The organism is Enterocloster citroniae (assembly GCF_040545455.1).
GTDB classification, from domain to species: domain Bacteria; phylum Bacillota; class Clostridia; order Lachnospirales; family Lachnospiraceae; genus Enterocloster; species Enterocloster citroniae.
In genome coordinates this window covers 39,933-58,869 of the sequence record NZ_JBEPLZ010000004.1, presented here as the reverse complement: position 1 = coordinate 58,869, position 18,937 = coordinate 39,933, and the positions used below count along the sequence as shown (strand labels likewise).

Sequence of the window (18,937 nt, the reverse complement as noted above, 5' to 3'; positions counted from 1 at the left end):
CCTTTCTATACTCAGAACCGCCTGGGATTCCTTATATTTATTTAATCGGACACGACATTTGATTTTGGTTACCACAGACTATTCATTCTGCGGTACTTCCATAGTATTTTTCAAGGTTGAGATGGACATGGGGGGATGTTTCGTATATTGAAAAAACAACAATTGTATTTTTTGACACACAAACAGGCCGGCAAGCATATATTTTCCTTCCCGGTCTGTTTGGTTTGAGAAAAATAAGTGTATGTATATTGACTCCATCCAGTTTTTGTTATAAAATACAAGGAGTCTAAGTCCTAATTATTTAAATATGTTGACATGGCACCACAGAATGAATATTCTGTGGTATTTCCATAGTTTGGCTGACCGCAGAATGAATATTCTGTGGTATTTTTTCGTCCACCACAATGTTCATCCGGTTCATCACCTTTTCATACTGTTTTATGCTGGCTGCCACATAGATCCGCGTTGTTTCAATGGAGGAATGGCCCAGGATGTCCGCCAGATGAGCCAGGTTTTTTTCAATCGCGTAAAAACTTTTAGCAAACAGGTGACGGAAATTATGGGGAAATACTTTTGATTTCTCCACTCCTGCTTCCTGGCATATCTTTTTCATGGAATGGCATATATTGCTTCTGTCCAGACACCGTCCGCTCCTGGTCCTGAAAATACAGCCGCTTTGTATTTTCATGTTTTTTATATATTCTTTCAGCTTTTTAACAAGATTTCTTGGAAAAATAATCACCCGGTACTTTCCTTTCAAATATATTTCCGCTTTTCCCTGGTCCACTGCTTCCACAGTTACATAGGGAAGTTCACTGATTCTGATCCCGGTGCCGTATAGAACCTGCATAAGGAAATACATCTGGGTCTTTCCCTGTCGGATGGTGGTTTCCAGAAGCCGCTTATAATCGCGCTCGGTCATCTCCCTCTTTTCATCCACATATGCCTTTCTTTGGACCTTCAGGAATTTGACTTTATACATCTCCATGTTCATATATCTTAAATACGAGTTCACTGCTGATAATTTTCCGTTCACTGTCTGTGCCCTGCACTGTGTGCTTAGATACTGCCTATACTGTATGAGCATTTCTTTGTTTATTTCCCCAAACTTCCCAGCATCCATAAAATCCAACATTTCCGCTGCATCATGCAGATATTTACTGATAGTGGCATCTGATTTCTCCTCCATCTGCAGATAATCCGCAAATTCCTTTATAAGCCTTTCCCTTTCCATAACAACCTCCGTTTCATGGTCGTGTACTCCCAAAGTCTCCTTAGCATCCTGCTTTACGAGAATACACTAATCTTTTAATATGACCTTTTTAGTTTCTTTATTGTAAGGTATATTTATTCATCAAAAAACCGGGGGGTTATTTTCCGGTATGTTTCGGAATCAAAAAACCGCATCCACAACATTTCCTGTGAATACGGTTTTTTACTTTTTTTATTCTGCTTAGTCTGCGGGTAATATCAGAAATCGGATATTAGGGAAGACTGAAAATCCAGTCGACAATGTCCTTGATCTCCGGGTTATCCTTCTCCTACCCCAAAAATCTCCTCAACACCCGGTAAAGTTCTTCCATCTCAAGAGGCTTTGCCAGATACTCGTCTATCCCGGCTTCCATTGCCTTTTTCCGGTCCTCCGCAAAGGCGTTTGCGGTCATGGCTGTAATGGGGGTTGATACTCCCAGGCTGCGTATGCGGCGGGATGCTTCATATCCATCCATCCGCGGCATCATAATATCCATAAAGATAAGGTCATACGTTCCCGGGCCCGTCTTTTCCATGGATTCCATGATCTCCACCGCCTCCAAGCCATCGGAGGCAGTGTCAACCGTGAGTCCGGCGTGTGACAAAATGGTGGCCGCGATCTCCCTGTTCACTTCATTGTCTTCAACCAGCAGGACTCGCTTGTCATTGTAAAGGGGCGCTTCTGATCTCTCCTTTTCTGTTTCAGCCGGACAGGTATCGATCTCAAGGCGGAATGAAACCGTTATCTCAGTCCCCTTTCCCAGCTCGCTTTCCACCTGGATCTCCCCGCCTATCATATCCACGATATGCTTGACAATAGACAGTCCTAAACCGGTTCCTTCCAGCTTGCTGTCCGTGCTGCTGTGCTCCCGTTCAAACGGCTCAAACAGCCGCTGCTGGAATTCTCTGCTCATGCCCCTTCCATTGTCGCTGACCTTCAGCTGGTATGCGGCCATATTTTCCTGATCCCATTCCTGTTCCGTCAAGCTTACCCTGATCCACCCGCCGGCTTTTGTGAATTTTACAGCATTGTTGATCAGGTTCATGGCAATGCGGTTTAAGTGATCCCCATCCCCGATCACGTGGTCATGGAGGAGACCGGACATGTCCATCTCAAATCTCAGCGATTTGTCTTTGGTCTGCTGCTCCACGATACCGGCAAGTCCGCTTAGCCTTTCTGTGATCTGAAAGGGTGCCCTCTTCTCGGTAAACTTCCCCTTCTCGATGGCGCTCATATCCAGAACATCATTGATAATGGCAAGCAGGTGGATGGAGGATTTTTTGATCTGGCGTATGCATCTTCGCATTTGGTCCACATTGTCCTCTTCCATCCCGGCAATGGTGGCCATCCCGATGATCGCGTTCATGGGAGTACGGATATCGTGTGATACATTGGCCAGGAAATCGGTCTTGGCCTGATTGGCTATTTCCGCATCATGCAGGGCCAGTCTGAGCCTCCGGTGATACCGTCTCTGCACAATAGTGGCTGTACATAAAACCGCGATTACGGCCAGAAAGAGGAACATGGCCGCCATCAACTGGGGAAACTCGTAGAACAATCTGGTGAGACTCATGGGACGCTCTCCGAATTCCGTATTCCTCCGGGTTACATTTTCCAAATAATAAGCATCCAGGCTGTTTACGCCTTTATTCAGAATCGTAAGCAGATTGGAATCCAGATGATGACCAACGCCAATGCTGAAACGTTCATAGTGGGATGTGAGCACGGTTGCCAGTTCATTGTGTACATCATCAAACACAAACCGTTCCGCCTGGAAGGTATATGTATAGTAACCGTCCGCCTTCCCGCTGCGCACCGCATTGAGGCATTCTGCCACCGAGTCAAAATAAAGGACCTGGGCATCTCCCACCAGTTCAGGCAAAACCGTGGTAGCTGCAGCGCTGGGGCCAATGGTTGCCACCCGTTCCATTGTCCCGTGAAAATTTTTGCGGACGACCCAGGAAAAATCAGTTAATAAATAACTGTCGGTGATCTTCATCCCCATGGATTCCGCCTTGGAGAAATCGTCATGAATGTCCATACACAGATCCGCCTTATGTGAACTTAGCAGGTCCACATACTCTGGGCGGCTGGCTGTCTCTATGATCTCATAGCGGATGCCTGCCCTCCTGGCTATCTCGGCAAACAGTTCCGGCATGATCCCCCTCGCCGTTCCGTCCTCAAACCAGGAATATGGATAGCGGTCCGGGTTCATTGCAACTTTAAACACAGTGTCCTTCTGGTCGTTTAAAAACTCCCGCTCCTCCACTGACAGATGAAGCTGCTCGCCCATGTCTCTCTGATAGTATTTACTGTAAAGTCCATCCCTCCATTTGGGCGAATCCATATCCAATTTCTCGATGGCATTGTTTACCATGGACAGTATGTGGGAATCCCCTTTTTTTACCATCACATAGAAGGGAACCGTTTCAAACACATTTAAAATCCATTCATCTCTTAATGTCCTGAGATTACTGGTCAGGGCAGCGTCTATCCTTTGGTCTTGAAGGGCATCTGTCAACTCCTGTTCCGATATGAAATACTCAGGGACGTAGCTGAATCCATGTTCCCTGGCAAAATCTGCAAAGCGGTCATTTCTGCTGTTGTCAGCGATCATTCCCACACGGATTCCGTCATAGGTGGCGTAATTACCTGCCACCAGTCTGTCGTTGCCGGCTTTAACCGTTAAAATGGTACTGCTGGAACCTATGTCACGCTCTGAAAAATCAAATTTTTCCAACCGCTCAGATGTTTTCTCCGCTGATGTAAGAAGGTCAAGTTCACCGGCCTCCAGCATCTCAAGCATCTGGGACCAATTCTTTTCATATCCTGTATATTCGTAAGTGACGTTTTCATATCGGGCCAGCAGCTGCAGGACCTCATAACCATAGCCGCTTTTATTTCCCATGTCATCCATCTCATGATAACCGTCATATTGAAAGAAACCAACGCGAAGCATCTCAGGGTTACTGTTTTTCTGTCCATAAGATACCGTAGGTATGGCCACTGTCATAAATACGGTACATATCAAAACCATGATCAGAATGCCTGAATGTTTTTTCATCCGCCCTCCATCTATCTGCATTCCTGCATTATTTCCTTAAATCAGTATAGCATAACCTGGGGCAAATACAAATATTTTTTTGGTGCAGGAGTTGTATGTGATGAGCCGTATAACATAGAAAGCCTCCGGGGCAAATCCGCCGGAGGCTTTGGGATCTTTTATGATTGGTTCATTTCCTTTATCCTTTTTATGATATTCATTTCTTCCTGTGGAAGCACCTCCACAAAGGGGCGGCTGACTTTGTTGGTACTGTACAGGCCCATCTCCCGCAGAGCCGTCTTGCATGCGCTCTGATATGCGCCGGTGTCAACCATCTCCAGAAAGGTGCAGTACTCCATGATCCGATCCTGCAGGGCCATTGCCTTCTCATAATCTTTTTGGTTGTGGGCGCTCCAAATGCCTGCAAGCTCTCCGGGTATCACGTTGGCTATGGAGGAGACAGAGCCGTCCCCGCCCACACAGTATGAGGGAAGCGTACAGTAGTCTTCCCCATTTAAGACGGAAAACTCAGGATCGCCCTTCATTGTATGTACAAGATTGGTAAAGTAAAAGAAATCATCCCCGCATGCCACCTTGATTCCACAGATGTTGGGATGCTTTGATAAAGCCATCACAGTTTCAGGATCCAGGCTCAGTTTGGTTTCCCCCGGCTGCTGATAAATCCACAGGGGCACCTTTGCCTTGTCGGCAATTGTCTGGTAAAACGTAAGTATGGCCCTCTGGTCAATCCTTGAATAATAGGGAGGGGTAAGCATTACTTCGTCCGCCCCTTCCTCCTGGGCCATTTTAAGTAATTCCAGTACATTTGCGGTGGAACAGTCGCTGATCAGCGCCACAAGAGGCACCCGCTTTTTTATTGTGTCTGCAGCAGCTTTTATTAACTGCCTTTTCTGCTCAAATGTCAGGTTAGCAAATTCCCCTGTTCCGCTTGGGATCAGGAGTGAATCCACCTGGTGTTCCAGCAGAAACAGCAGGTGCTCCTTAAATTCATTGATCGCTATTTCGCCGTTGATGTCAAACGGCGTTAAGACAGGGACCATGATTCCCTGAAAATGTTTGCCCATAACTTCCTCCAATACATATTCGAGCACCCTTGGAAACTCCAAGAGTACGCCTTATTATGTCTGCAGCCGTCACTCCCCGATCACATAAGTGGCCCGGTGCTGTCCGGCGTCCGTATCAACCACGATCTCATATTTGTCAGCCCTGTAAATACTCTCTTCCAGGGATATCAGCCTGTCGTACTGGTCATAGACCCTGCCTTCCATACGAAATGCAGGGGACTTCTTTTTCTGATCCAGGAGCTTTGCATGCTCCTCATCCAGCAGCACCGCGTTATATGTCTCATGTGATTTAAGCACACAGATATCATACGTATCCTTTAAAAATGCGTACAGGGAATTCCCCTGATATAAATGAATGATATCCCTGCAGGTTTCCGTTGTAAAGTAATTTGTCTCTATGCTGTAGGGAATCCCGGCAATCTTCCTGACCCTTACAAGTTTATATAATTCCGTCTTAAAGGGAACTTCAAACCGTTTGGAAAGGAGATGATCCGCCTTGATCTGCTCCGCGGATATGAGTTCTATGGTGCTTTCGATTCCCATTGCTTTGAACAGTTCAGTCCCGCTCTGCAGTACCGTAATATTGTTGGAAATCTTTTTATCCGTCAAAAAGGTGCCCTTCCCCCTTTTTCTGACCAGCAGATCTTCGGACACAAGATTTTCCACCGCATTGCGCACAGTGATCACACTGACCCCATACTTTTCTACGATCTCCTTATCGCTTAAAAACAGATCGCCCGGTTTGTACTGGGTCATTACCAGTTTCCTTAATTCTTCCGTCAACTGATAGGTTAATGTCAATGGACCTTCCCGTTCTAACTTTTTCATAAGATTTATTATTCCTTTTTACATATTTTATTGGTAATATGGAATTCCCCGGCTGCCACACCTCTCATGGACGCCACCTGGTATAAAAGGATCTCCATAAAAAGCGCACCAGCCATCGCAAATCCTTCTTCCGCCATGCTGCCCACAAAGAAATGGGATCCAAAATCCATGGACTGATTGGAAACGATTACCACCTCACTACCATAATACTGCATTTCCCTGGCTAAATTCAATATCTTTTCCATATATTTTCCGTCACTGAGATATAAAACCGCCCGGTGCTGCTTAGAACAGATCTCAATGGGGCCATGTCTGAACCCGCCCACGGAAAATGCCCTTGCCGAGCATTGGGCCCCTTCCATGAAGATTAAAGCTGATTGTTGGGCAAGGGAAGCCGCGGCCGCCCCTGCACCGATAAAGTGGATCACGTCTGCGGGGGAAAGCCGCTGTGCCCACCGCCTGATCTCCTCTTTCCCTGTTTTCAGGAGTTCTTCCATGACGGGAATGGCTGAGTACAGCCTTTCTTCCAGTTCACTCAGATCTTTTCCATTGATCACGGATTCGATCATGTATAAGACGGCCATGGTGTTGGTAAAGGTTTTATTTGTAATGCTCTCTTCTGTTCCGGCATAGAGAAAAAGCGCCAGGTCGCTGTTTTTGGCCAAAACAGATTCTTCATTGTTTGTGATACCGATGATCTTTACCTTTCTTTTTATCTGTTCAAAGAGCCGGCAGATCTCAATGCTTTCTCCTGACTGGGAGATCAGCACCAGCACATCTCCCTCTCTCAGCAGCCCGGGCATTTCCAGCAGCTCCCCTGCTTCCAGCGCCGAGGCGCTTACCTGTTGGCTCAGGCGCCCAAGTATACAAGAAGCCACGTTCAGGGAAGTCCCCATTCCTGCGAAATATACATGTTTTCCCTGTGTGATCATTGCAGCCGCTTCCCTGACCGTCTCATAGCCCTCCTGTTTATAGATTTCCAAAAGTCCGGCCAGCTTTGACGGCTGTGTCATAACTTCCTCATAAAATCCAGTCATAATGTGTTTGCTCCTTTTTGTCCGTATAGTTTCCTTATCCCATTCCCAGCATAGAGGGAATCAGAAGTGACAGGGTTGGAATATAGGTGACCAGCATTAAAATCAAAAAGTTAACGCCATATAGAGGAAGCATGGCCTTTGAAATTTTTTCCACCGACATATGACTGATCCCGGATGCCAGATAAAGACAAGAACCCACCGGCGGGGTTATCAGTCCCATGATAAGGTTAAAGCACATAAACACCCCAATGTGGACAGGATTCATCCCCATCTGTGTGAGCACCGGGAGAAGGATGGGCGCCAAGATCGTAACAGCAGGCGTTGAATCCATAAAGGTACCCACAAACAGTAAAAATACATTGATGATCAGCAAAAGGATGATCCGGTTGTCCGTAATGTTCAGCAAAATGTTCACCACCATCTGAGGCACCTTTTCCTGTGTCAGGATATAGGCAAAGATAGTGGATGCGCTTAAAATAATCATGACAGACCCCACCGTCTTGGCCGACTTCCAGAAAATCCCCGGCAGATCCCTGAGTTTCAGTTCCCTTGACGCCAATCCAAGGATAATGGCATATACCACGGCCAGTACCGCGGATTCCGCCGCTGTCACCACACCGCCCACAATACCGCCGATAATAATAAGCGGCAGGATCATGGTGGGAATGCCTTCGATCAAATATTTCAGGCAGGTTTTCCAGGGGAGTTTTTCACCCACCGGAATGTAATCTTTGTATTTCCTGCTTTTTCCAAGATAAAAGACATACACCATCTGCCCCAGCCCCAGTAAGATTCCGGGGATCAGACCGCCCATAAACATTTTTCCAATGGAAACGCCTGTGACAGATCCGTATATTACAAAGAGCAGGCTGGGAGGAATGATGGCCCCAATGGTGGAGGACGCCACGGTGATCGCAACGCTGAAATCCTTCCTGTAGCCCTCCTCTGTCATGGCCGGGATCAGCACGGAACCAATGGCAACCGTATCCGCGGTTGCCAGACCCTGGACGCCGCCAAAAAGCATGCTCACCACCACGTTTACATAGGCCAGCCCTCCCTTAAAGCGGCCCACAACAGCTCTTGCCACATTTACCAGCTTCCGTGTCAGCCCCCCGGTATTCATGATCTCACCGCAGAGAATGAACAGAGGAAGGGCAACGAACAAAAAGCTTTCCAGGGACACGGTCATTTTCTGGGGAATCAGGGTCAGAGGCTGTCCGTTGGAGATCAGATAGGCAAGGGAAGACAGCCCAAGGGAATACGCAATGGGCATTCCGATGACCATCAGCAGCAGAAAGATCAGAAACATAACCGCAATATTCATTCTTTGTCCTCCTCTCCCGGCTTGACTATCAGTGACTTTAAAATGTTTCCGATCTCCAAAACCGCATTGAATATAATGATTACATTTGAAACAGAAAATGCTAATGAAACATAGCCCAAATTCATGCGCAGGATGGAACTTTTTTTATTCCACATATTTGCAATGATCTCCTGGTTCGCCCAGAAGCCCACCACACAGAACATGATCAGCAGCACCTGCACCAGGATCCTTGCCGTCTTTTTCATGTTTGGTGAAAGCTTATCCACCACAATGGTGAGCGCGGCCACCTCATTGTCCCTAAGCCCCATGCAGCATCCCATAAAAACCAGCCATACCAAAAGATAGGTCACCAGTTCCTGGGCCCACGAAATGGAAAATGAAAATACATACCGGGATACCACCTGTGAGAAGGATAAAACCACGATAACCGCCAAATCCACTGAGATAAACACGCCGGTTATTTTATAAATAAAATCGCTTAGCTTTTTCAGCATCGTATCTTCCTCTCATCATCTAACGGACACTGTTGATCGCATCTATGTACTTCTGGCAATCGGGGTAATCCTTTACCAGATCATCATATACACCCTGCACTTTTTCCAGATATGGTGCCGTATCTTCCACCACTGAATATTCTTTAAAGGCATTGGCCTTTAAGTCTTCCAGCCCGGCTTTATTCTGGTCCCATCCTGCTTTTACAACACCCGGAAGATCCTCTTTTAGAATGCTCTCCACCGTATTGCGGGTTTCCTCATCCAGCGCATCCAGAGACTTTTTGCTGACAATGCAGGTCTGGGTGGAGGCAAACAAAGGCATATCCGTATAATATGGCGCAACCTCTGCAATAGAAAGGTTCTTGAAGGCAACACCGTCATTCATCCACGCATCCACCACTCCTGTATCCAGGGCTGAATAGATCTCGCTGTATGCAACGATCATGGGATTGGCCCCTAACGCTTCCATGGTCTTGATCTGGATGGGAGAATCCATAACTCTCCATTTTAAGCCTTTAAAATCGTCCGGGGAATTGATCACCTTTTTAACCAGATTAGGCTGCCTGTATCCGATGATCCCCATATAATACATTTTCAGTCCGTCATCCTCCAGTTTTGCGTACATCTCTTCCGCTTCCGGAGTCTTGGCAAACCGGTCCGCGTGTTCATAGGAATCAAAGATAAAGGGAAGGTCCCCCACATTAAATGCATCGTCATACCCTGCCAGCAGGGAGGCGCCGATCTGTGCCGCGTCAATTCCCCCTGTCTGCAGCATGGACAAAAGGTCGGATTCATTTCCAAGCTGTCCCAGGTCATATATCTCAACTTTTATCTTACCGCCGGTCTCCTCCTCAACACGATCCCACATGGCTTTATAAGCTTCCACATATGGAGTCCCCTCCGCGTCAAAACAACTGAATTTCCATGTCACCCCTTCTGTCGGTTTAGATTCATCTGTTTTAGATTCATCCGCTTTTGTCTCAGCGGCAGCGGTCTGTGTCTGTACCGCAGCCGCGGTGGTTTCCACCTTTACATTCTGCCCGCACCCGGACAGCGCCGCCATTGTAAACGCCATTCCTCCCACGATCATACCCGCATACTTCTTCATTTTGTACCCTCCTGTAATTTGTTGTGTTATTAGAGATACTGTGCTATAATAAGATATCATAACCTTATAAACATATAATATTATAAGTATATAATATTTGTCAATTGTTTTAGGAGAATTTGTATGAAAAAAACAGCTTTTATTGGATTTGATGGTTATATTGACCAGATTTTAAGGCCTATTTCTTCTGTACAGGGCCGCAGCTATGATTATTTCACCACCATCAGCGACATGGGACAATACATAATAGGAAAAGGCGGAAAAAGCTGCTCCATCCAGCTGGACCGGGTTTCCAGCCGGCTAGGCGGCAATGGTCCGATCTTTGGACGCACCTTAAAACAGATGGGAATTAATGTGAAACTGGCAGGCATGTTTGGAGCGGATACCATTCATCCTCTTTTTGCAGAGTCTTTCTCTCCGGAAGAATTATGCTCTTTTTCCGATCCCATGGAAACACTTGCGCTGGAATTTGAGGATGGGAAAGTGATGATGTGCCCCACGGCACCCGACCTGAAAAAGCCCCTTAAAGCATTGCTCCAAGGGGCTGACCGCTGTGGATTTTCCTTAGAAGATGCCCTTGCATCCAATCTTCTGGCCTTTCTCAATTGGGGCGAGGTCTACTTTATGCAGACATTGTGGGAGGAAATCTTCTGTGAGTATTTTTCCCAATTAAGAGAGGACACTGTGAAGGGTGAACAGGACATCATATTTTTTGACCCGGCCGATGTCTCCTCCCATGATGAAACCAAGATCCGGGCCATGCTTAACACCATGGAAACATATGGAACCTGCCGTTACGCGATCCTTAGTGTCAATGAAAATGAGGCCCTGCAGATTGGGAAAAGACTGTTTGGCGCATCTGATTGCGGTCAGATCATACGCTTGCTGCAGCAGACCTTCCGGATCCCGGAGATCGTTGTCCATTCCAATAAAGTTACGCGTTCCCTGGTCCATGGAAAGGAGTACCTTATCCCAACCCTGCATGTGGACCATCCTGTGATCTCCACCGGTGCGGGCGACAATTTTAACGCAGGCTACTGTTATGCCAAATTAAAGGGATGGGCGCCTGAGAAGTGCATCCGCACCGCGCACCGGGCCGCGTCTTTTTACATCTCACATGGGTATCCTGTGTCAGGAGATGTCCTGGAACCCGACTGTGAATAAGAACAAGGGGACACCGCCATGTACCAGGCCAAGAAAAGCGGTAAAAGTACATGGAAAATCCTGAGGAACCGAACCGGTTCCCCAGGATTTTTTCACTTTATATTCTCTTCCAACATTTCACTTAATGTCCGCCAGCCCAGCACCGCACATTTTACACGGGCAGGCATATGGGAAATGTCCCGCAGGACCGAGGCCTCCTCCAGGGCCTGAAGTTCCTCCTCCTTTGCCGTTCCCCGGATCATGCTGAAGAAATTTTCAGCCAGTTCCACGGCCTCCTCCTTCTTTTTCCCGATCACCAGATCCAGCATCATATCCGCGGAAGCCTGGGACACAGCACATCCGTCCCCAACAAAAGCGCCGTCCCGGATCACGCCCTCCTCCACCTTCAGCTTGAGCCAGATGTCATCCCCGCAGCTGGGGTTCACACCCTCCAGCACCAGGTTGGCGTCCGGCAGGTCGTGCTTGTGGGCGGGACGGAGGTTGTGCTCCGTCAGTATCTCATTGTAAAAATTCCTATTCTCCATATCCCATTTTCCTCCTGATCCCGGATACACTTCTTAAAAATGCGGCAATCTCCTCCTGGGTATTGTAAAAACAAAGGCTGGCCCTGGTTGCGGAGCTGACCTTCAGATATTCAAACAGCGGCTGGGCACAGTGATGGCCTGCGCGGACAGCGATCCCGTCAGAGTCCAGAATGGCACTCACATCATGGGGGTGGACCCCATCTATGGTAAATGTCAGTATGCCGCAGTGCTCCTCCGGTTTCTCAGACCCTAATACATGTACATGGGGAATTTGCCTGAGTCCTTCCAGAGCCGCGGTGGTCAGGGCTGATTCCTGCCTGTGCACCTCATCAAAACCAATGGTTTTAAGGTAATCCATGGCTGCCGTCAGCCCCCACGCTCCGGCTGCATTGACCGTGCCCGCTTCAAACTTATGGGGAACCGGAGCAAATACGGCGTTGGTCCTGGTAACGGAGTCGATCATCTCCCCTCCGGTGAGAAAGGGCGGCATTTCCTCCAAAAGGGCACGTTTTCCGTACAGTACTCCGATGCCCATGGGGCCCATGAGCTTGTGGCCGGAGAATGCCAGAAAGTCCACATCCAGCGCCCGGACATCGATGGACATGTGGGGAGCGCTCTGGGCCGCATCCAAAACCACCACTGCTCCATGCTTCCTGGCCATGGACACGATCTCTTTAACAGGATTGACGCAGCCCAGCACATTGGACACATGGGCGATGGCCACCAGTCTGGTATGGCGGGAAAATGCCTGATCCAGCCTTTCCTGAGTGATCCTGCCGTCCTCCTCACATTCAAGGAAGCGCAGGCTTGCCCCTGTCTGCCGGGCTGCCATCTGCCATGGAAGCAGATTGCTGTGATGCTCCATCACGCTTACCAGGATCTCATCTCCGGCCTTCAAATGGGACAGCCCGTAGCTGTAGGCCGCCAAATTCAGGCTCTCCGTTGTATTTCTGGTAAAGATGATCTCATCTGCCGATGACGCATTGATAAACCGCCTCACTTCGTCCCTGGCCTTTTCCAGCCGGTCCGTGGCTTCCAGGCTCAGGGCATAGAAACCGCGCATGGGATTGGCATTGTAACGCTCATAGAAGTCACGTTCCGCCTGGATTACGCAGGAAGGCTTTTGGGCTGTGGCCGCGCTGTCTAAATAGACCAGCGGATTTTCCGCTAAAAGGGGAAAATCATTGCGATACTGATTTTTATGATTCATTTCCTATTACCTCCTCTAAGTAATCCTGTACCATTTGTGTGGCCGGCCCGTCCTCCATCCTGCGGCAGACAGCATCCAGCCTGGCCCGGGTGATCATTTTATTGGCAGCCTGCCGGCTCATACCTCTGGAACAGAGATAAAACAGCAGTTCATCATCCAGCCTGCCAATGGTAGCGCCATGGCTGCCCTGGACATCTTCCTCGCCGCAAAGAATCAGGGGTATGGTCTGGTTGACTGCGTCCTCACCCATCAGCAGCACATCCTCCGTCTCCTCGCCTTCTGCTCCCACGGACCCGGCCTTAAAATCAATGGTGCCGCGAAAGAGTTTAAATGCCCTGTCAGAAAGCACACCCTTGGCCCGGGTCCGGCTTTTAGACTTTTCTCCCCAATGGTCCGCCACATAGTTCATGTCAAAATGCTGGCCGTCCCTGCCCAAATATCCCACATCCACATTTAAACTGCTTTCCCTGCCGGACAGATCGGTCCGGCAGCCCGCATAGGTCTTATCGCCGCCTAAAAACATCTGGATCACCTCCGCAGAGGCGCCTGTATCACAGCTTCCGCCTATATCATTGAGCATGGTATAGCCGCTTCCCAGAAGCTGCATCTGGATCAGGCGAAGCCTGGCATTGGCCTGCACCCTGAACCGGGTCTGCACCGCCGCCAAACCTCCGGCTTCAGGCGCGGAGGTAAAATCCATGACAACGGTCAGCATTTCCCCTTCCCTCACAAGGATCTCCACGGGCTGGAAACTTTTTTTCCCGTCTCCAAAGACAAAGTGAAGAGCTGCACGCCTGTTATCCTGGAATGCCCCGGACCCGGATCCGTACTGAGATCCGTACTGAGATTCGGATTGAGCTGCAGACTGAGCTGCGGACTGGATCCGTATGGGGGAAACATTGGCCTCCCTGGCCAGACGGTCCATATCTGCGCCCATTCCTGTGGCGATGGCTGAGAACTCCTTTTGCCAGGACTCTGTTCCCGTAACTTCTTTTGCAATCCCTTCTGTTATGACCGTGTGTTCATCTCCTGCTTCTATCTGCTTCAGGCTTGCCTCATTCATGTCCAGCCAGTTCCATGTCCTGGCAGGGAGCCTGTTTACTTTTAAATTTAGTCCAAGTCCCATAGGGGACCTCCTTTCCGCTTTCCGGGGAAAACCTGCGATCCCATCAAGCCTGTCAAACGTATTGATCTTATCGCTCCCATTACCCTATACTCCCATTCATCTCCAGCCGGATCAGGTTATTCATTTCCACTGCATACTCCAGAGGCAGTTCCTTGGATACATTGTCCGCAAAACCGCTTACGATCAAGGCTCTGGCATCCTCCTCACTCATTCCCCTGGACATAAGGTAAAAGACAGCTTCATCGCTGATCCGTCCGATCTTTGCCTCATGCCCGATATCCGCGTCCGGGGTCCGTATATCCATGGCGGGGATGGTGTCCGACCGGGAGATCCGGTCCAGCATCAGCGACTGGCAGGAAACAGCGGCTTTGCTGTTTTTTGCTCCCTTGGCCACCACCACGGAGCTTCGGAAGGTGCTTACGCCCCCGCTTTTGGATATGGATCTTGTATTTATGTAGGAGGTGGTCTCCGGAGCGGCGTGGACCACCTTTGCACCGGTATCCAGGTTCTGTCCCTGTCCCGCAAATGTTATCCCTGTAAATTCCATCCTGGCGCCGCGTCCCTTTAAGATACTCATGGGATAAAGGTAAGAAACATGGGATCCAAAGGAACCGGATACCCACTCAATGGTCCCTCCTTCCTCCACCTGGGCACGCTTGGTATTCAGGTTGTACATGTTCTTTGACCAGTTTTCAATGGTGGAATAGCGCAGCTTTGCATTCCTGCCCACAAACAGCTCCACACATCCGGCGTGGAGGTTGGCCACATTGTACTTGGGCGCTGAGCAGCCCTCGATAAAATGAAGGCTGGCGCCCTCGTCCACGATAATCAGCGTATGTTCAAACTGCCCGGCTCCGGGGGCGTTGAGCCGGAAGTAGGACTGCAGGGGTATTTCCACGGTAACACCGGGCGGCACATATACAAAGGAACCGCCTGACCAGACTGCTCCGTGAAGGGCCGCAAACTTATGATCGGAAGGCTTCACCAGCTTCATAAAGTGTTTTTTCACCATGTCCCCATATCCGCCTTTTAATGCGCTCTCCATGTCCGTGTACACCACGCCCTGCTCCGCCACCTCCCGGCGCACATTGTGGTATACCAATTCCGAGTCATACTGGGCGCCTACCCCTGCCAGGGACTTCCGCTCCGCCTGAGGGATCCCCAGGCGCTCAAAGGTGTCCTTGATCTCATCCGGCACATCAGACCACTTAGCCCTCATACCGGTGTTGGGACGCACATAGGTGGCGATATGGTTCATATCCAGGCCGTCCAGGGACGGTCCCCAGTCCGGTATATTCATGTTGTTATAGATCTGCAGGGACTGAAGGCGGAACAATTCCATCCATAGAGGGTCCTTTTTTTCCTTTGAGATCTGTTCCACAATGGCCGGACTCAGCCCCTCCTCAATGCGGTAGGAATCCCTTTCCTCATTCCGGATATCATATATGCTTCTGTCTATATCATCTACATATGTTTTTTCTTCCATCGCTGTCCTCCATCCTTTCCGGGCACAGGGAATTCTGGTCCGCCTCATCCAAAAATTGTTCAAACCCCATCCGGTTGATCCGTTCCACCAGGGATGCGTCCCCTGTCTTTACGATCCTGCCATCCACCATGATGTGGGTCTTATCCACCTGCAGGGATTCTAAGATCCGGGTGCTGTGGGTAATGATGAGCAATCCTCCGTCCCGGTCCTTCTGGTACTCCTTTACACCCTGGGACACGGTGCGGACCGCATCCACATCCAGGCCGGAATCCGTCTCATCCAGGATCGCCAGGCTGGGCTTTAAGAGCAGCATCTGAAGGATCTCCGCCTTCTTTTTCTCACCGCCTGAAAAACCTGCATTCAGATCCCTGTCACCATAAGCCCGGTCCATCTGCAGCAGCTCCATGGCCTTTTCCAGCTCTTTTCGGAAGTCCCAAAGCCGTACCCTGGCTCCCCTGCGCTGTTCCATGGCATTGCGGATAAATGTTCCCAGCGTCAGCCCGGGAACTTCCACAGGGTTTTGAAAGGATAGGAACATCCCTTCCCTGGCACGTTTGTCCGGCGCCTCCCGGGTGATCTCCTTTCCCTGAAACCGGATCGCTCCCGCCGTCACTTCATAGCGCGGGTTTCCCATCAGCGCGTAGCCCAAGGTGGATTTTCCAGCCCCGTTAGGCCCCATGAGTACGTGAGTCTCCCCTTTTTTGATCTCCAGATCGATTCCATGAAGAATTTCTTTATCTTCCACATGAACAGACAGTCCTTTTATTTCCAGCAATTGATTTGACATAGTTGTCCTCCATCTCCCGCTATTTTCGTTTTATTATATTATCCTACTAATTCACTTGGTTTATAAACATCATAATATTATAAACCTACTTTGTCAATAGGTTTATAATTATATTTGCTATTGATATTCCTATTTCCCGTGTTGTATAATAGGAATATAAGATTTGGATCATCAGAGGGAGGGATATGGAATGATCATTTCCACAAGGGGGCGTTATGCACTGCGGGTCATGCTGGACCTGGCCCAGCAGACAACGGACCGGTATGTTCCATTAAAAGAAATTGCCAACCGCCAGGATATTTCCGAAAAGTATCTGGAGATCATACTAAAGGTGCTGGTGAAAAATCATCTGCTCACCGGTCTGCGGGGAAAAGGCGGCGGTTACCGCCTGACAAAGGAGCCCGGCGAGTATACCCTGGGTGAGATCCTGCGCCTCACAGAGGGAAGTCTGGCGCCCGTGGCCTGCGTGGAGGAATCCTTTGGGGAATGCTCCCGGCGCGAAACATGTCTTTCCCGCCCGGTGTGGCAGAAGCTGGACACATTGATCAACGATTATCTGGATGGGATCACACTGGAGGATCTGATCCATTCTCCGTGATTGGATTACTGCTGATCCTTCCGGAAAAAGCAAAGGTTAGCAGTCATGAAGACGCAGTATTTTAGATCAATATAAAGATGTGTTATAAAGCCTGAGGACAAAAATCCCCAGGCTTTTCTATATAACAAAACATAGCAAATGTTATGTTGATTTGGCAACCGCACATGGGGCGAAATGATCCTTTTACCGGAATCCGCGTGCTGCTGCAAATACCTACGAATACACATACTTCCGAATGGTACTGATCAGTCTTTCCACATCCACAGGTTTGGAAAGGTGGGCATCCATCCCGGCATCCAATACCTTCCTGACATCTTCCGTAAAGGCATTGGCGGTCATGGCAATGATGGGTATGGTCCCGGCTTGTTCGCAGTCCAGCTGTCTGATCCTGCAGGCTGCCTCACATCCGTCCATAACCGGCATGCAGACATCCATCAGGATCAGGTCACATCCGCCCGGCTGTAATTCCTGAAAACGCCGGACCGCTGCCTGTCCGTTGGGGACAATTTCGCATTCTGCGCCCGCTATGCGCAATAGTTCTGAGAGGATCTCGGCATTCAGTTCATTGTCCTCGGCTGCCAATACACGGATTCCCTGCAAGGGCAGATAGCCGGCCGCGGCGGCTTTTTGCCCTTCTCTTCCTTCTGTCCTGGGAGAAATGCTGCTTTCTTCGGAGACCTGTGACCGGAACCGGACTGTGAATGTACTTCCCTTTCCCTTCTCACTGTCCACTTGAATCACGCCGCCCATCAACTCCACCAGATCCTTGGTTATGGACAGACCCAGCCCTGTTCCCTGGATTCGGTCCACAACTGGATTGGACTCTCTGGAAAAAGGTTCGTACAGATCTTTTACAAAGTCCGGTGCAATTCCAATGCCGGTATCTTTGACCACAAAACAGATCTCCCCCTGATCATCGGCCCGATGTATTGAACTGCTGACCATAAAGTCAATCCGCCTGCCATCCGGTGTATATTTGACCGCGTTATTTAGTATGTTCATCAGAACCTGGGTGATGCGTATTTTATCTCCTGAGAAATACCGGTGTGCCATTGGCTCTATCTGCACATGGAACTCCTGTTTCCGTGCCTGTGCCTGGGGACGTATCATGGTATCCAGTTCATTCACCAATTCTAAAATACTGATCATGGAGATATTCAGCACGGCTTTTCCGCTTTCAATCTGGCTGATGTCCAAAACATCATTGAGCAATGATAACAGCAGCTTGCTGGAGTTAAGGATTTTTTCCGTATATTCCTGCACCCTCTCCTTGTTGGATGCCTCCCTCTCCAAAAGGGTGGCAAATCCTACAATGGCATTCATAGGCGTACGGATGTCATGGGACATGTTGGAAAAGAACTGACTCTTGGCCCTGTTGGCTTCTTCCGCTGTTTTCAGCGCCTCCTGTAATTCCTTTTGCTGCCTCTGCTGCTCCAGATAAAGGTCCGTCAGGTCGGTTCTGGATAAAAGGACCATCTGCTCATCTCGGTCATAATAGCGATACTCCAGTTTCTTTCTTGTGTAGCCGCGTATGGGATCCTCAACACCGCAGTAAATGACATGCTTTTCATATTGTTCCAGTTGTTCAATGACACGCTTCAGCCGCATTTCCCTGATCACATGCTCCCTGTCCCCGGGTACTACAAAATCATTGGCATATTTGACAATCTCCGTTGAGTAATCCAAACACTCCGATGGAGGAAGGGGGGTGCCCGACCGGCTGCCGCTGAACATGGTATAGCTGTTTTGTTTCACATCCAGATAAATAAAATAATCGCAGTTGTTATAAACGAACAGATTAATGATGCTCCTCAAAAGATTCTCCTGCTGATGCTCCTTGTTTTCTAATTCTTTTATCATATGTGTTCCTT

The 18,937-nt window shown here is 49.0% G+C and carries 16 protein-coding genes; 2 read left to right on the top strand and 14 right to left on the bottom strand.

The features are described 5' to 3' along the window. Nucleotides 1-301: 301 nt before the first annotated feature. From ABID13_RS06200 to ABID13_RS06165, 8 genes are all read right to left on the bottom strand, one after another. On the bottom strand, nt 302-1,234 hold the full coding sequence (locus ABID13_RS06200; protein WP_048930421.1) for a tyrosine-type recombinase/integrase: 933 nt from the start codon (nt 1,232-1,234) through the stop codon (nt 302-304). Between the two features lie 307 nt (nt 1,235-1,541). Next, a complete protein-coding gene (locus tag ABID13_RS06195) occupies nt 1,542-4,316 on the bottom strand; it encodes an ATP-binding protein (RefSeq protein WP_197092196.1) in 2,775 nt (924 codons plus the stop codon). Nucleotides 4,317-4,474: 158 nt separating this feature from the next. Beyond that, complete coding sequence (locus ABID13_RS06190; RefSeq protein ID WP_048930419.1) at nt 4,475-5,380, bottom strand: dihydrodipicolinate synthase family protein; 906 nt, start codon at nt 5,378-5,380, stop codon at nt 4,475-4,477. A 69-nt stretch (nt 5,381-5,449) separates the two neighbouring features. Then, nucleotides 5,450-6,208, bottom strand: coding sequence for a GntR family transcriptional regulator (locus ABID13_RS06185; protein WP_007871013.1), 759 nt, complete (start codon nt 6,206-6,208; stop codon nt 5,450-5,452). A gap of 8 nt (nt 6,209-6,216) precedes the next feature. Then, complete coding sequence (locus ABID13_RS06180; RefSeq protein ID WP_048930418.1) at nt 6,217-7,245, bottom strand: SIS domain-containing protein; 1,029 nt, start codon at nt 7,243-7,245, stop codon at nt 6,217-6,219. Nucleotides 7,246-7,279: 34 nt separating this feature from the next. Then, nucleotides 7,280-8,569 (bottom strand): TRAP transporter large permease, encoded by a 1,290-nt coding sequence (locus tag ABID13_RS06175; protein WP_048930417.1) that lies wholly within the window; start codon nt 8,567-8,569, stop codon nt 7,280-7,282. Further along, nucleotides 8,566-9,063 (bottom strand): TRAP transporter small permease, encoded by a 498-nt coding sequence (locus ABID13_RS06170; RefSeq protein WP_007871006.1) that lies wholly within the window; start codon nt 9,061-9,063, stop codon nt 8,566-8,568. The genes ABID13_RS06175 and ABID13_RS06170 overlap by 4 nt, the downstream gene beginning before the upstream one ends. Before the next feature lie 19 nt (nt 9,064-9,082). Beyond that, the gene (locus ABID13_RS06165) at nt 9,083-10,171 is read right to left on the bottom strand and encodes a TRAP transporter substrate-binding protein (RefSeq protein WP_048930416.1); all 1,089 of its coding nucleotides are present in this window, start codon (nt 10,169-10,171) and stop codon (nt 9,083-9,085) included. Between the two features lie 123 nt (nt 10,172-10,294). Between ABID13_RS06165 and ABID13_RS06160 the strand changes: the two genes are divergently transcribed. Beyond that, nucleotides 10,295-11,335 (top strand): carbohydrate kinase family protein, encoded by a 1,041-nt coding sequence (locus ABID13_RS06160; RefSeq protein WP_048930415.1) that lies wholly within the window; start codon nt 10,295-10,297, stop codon nt 11,333-11,335. Nucleotides 11,336-11,427: 92 nt separating this feature from the next. On the opposite strand, the gene sufU is transcribed toward ABID13_RS06160, so the two are convergent. From sufU to sufC, 5 genes are all read right to left on the bottom strand, one after another. After that, entirely contained in the window at nt 11,428-11,859 is a 432-nt protein-coding gene (gene sufU / locus ABID13_RS06155; protein WP_007870997.1) for a Fe-S cluster assembly sulfur transfer protein SufU, read from the bottom strand. Then, nucleotides 11,849-13,069, bottom strand: coding sequence for an aminotransferase class V-fold PLP-dependent enzyme (locus ABID13_RS06150; protein ID WP_048930414.1), 1,221 nt, complete (start codon nt 13,067-13,069; stop codon nt 11,849-11,851). Before ABID13_RS06150 ends, sufU begins: the two co-directional genes overlap by 11 nt. After that, complete coding sequence (locus tag ABID13_RS06145) at nt 13,059-14,195, bottom strand: SufB/SufD family protein (RefSeq protein ID WP_048930413.1); 1,137 nt, start codon at nt 14,193-14,195, stop codon at nt 13,059-13,061. Before ABID13_RS06145 ends, ABID13_RS06150 begins: the two co-directional genes overlap by 11 nt. Nucleotides 14,196-14,274: 79 nt before the next feature. After that, the gene (gene sufB / locus ABID13_RS06140; RefSeq protein WP_048930412.1) at nt 14,275-15,681 is read right to left on the bottom strand and encodes a Fe-S cluster assembly protein SufB; all 1,407 of its coding nucleotides are present in this window, start codon (nt 15,679-15,681) and stop codon (nt 14,275-14,277) included. Further along, complete coding sequence (gene sufC, locus ABID13_RS06135; RefSeq protein ID WP_007870986.1) at nt 15,656-16,468, bottom strand: Fe-S cluster assembly ATPase SufC; 813 nt, start codon at nt 16,466-16,468, stop codon at nt 15,656-15,658. The genes sufB and sufC overlap by 26 nt, the downstream gene beginning before the upstream one ends. A 190-nt stretch (nt 16,469-16,658) precedes the next feature. Between sufC and ABID13_RS06130 the strand changes: the two genes are divergently transcribed. Then, nucleotides 16,659-17,066, top strand: a complete 408-nt coding sequence (locus tag ABID13_RS06130) for an RrF2 family transcriptional regulator (protein ID WP_007870983.1) — start codon at nt 16,659-16,661, stop codon at nt 17,064-17,066. A gap of 213 nt (nt 17,067-17,279) precedes the next feature. On the opposite strand, the gene ABID13_RS06125 is transcribed toward ABID13_RS06130, so the two are convergent. Beyond that, entirely contained in the window at nt 17,280-18,926 is a 1,647-nt protein-coding gene (locus tag ABID13_RS06125) for an ATP-binding protein (protein WP_048930411.1), read from the bottom strand. Nucleotides 18,927-18,937: the final 11 nt, after the last annotated feature.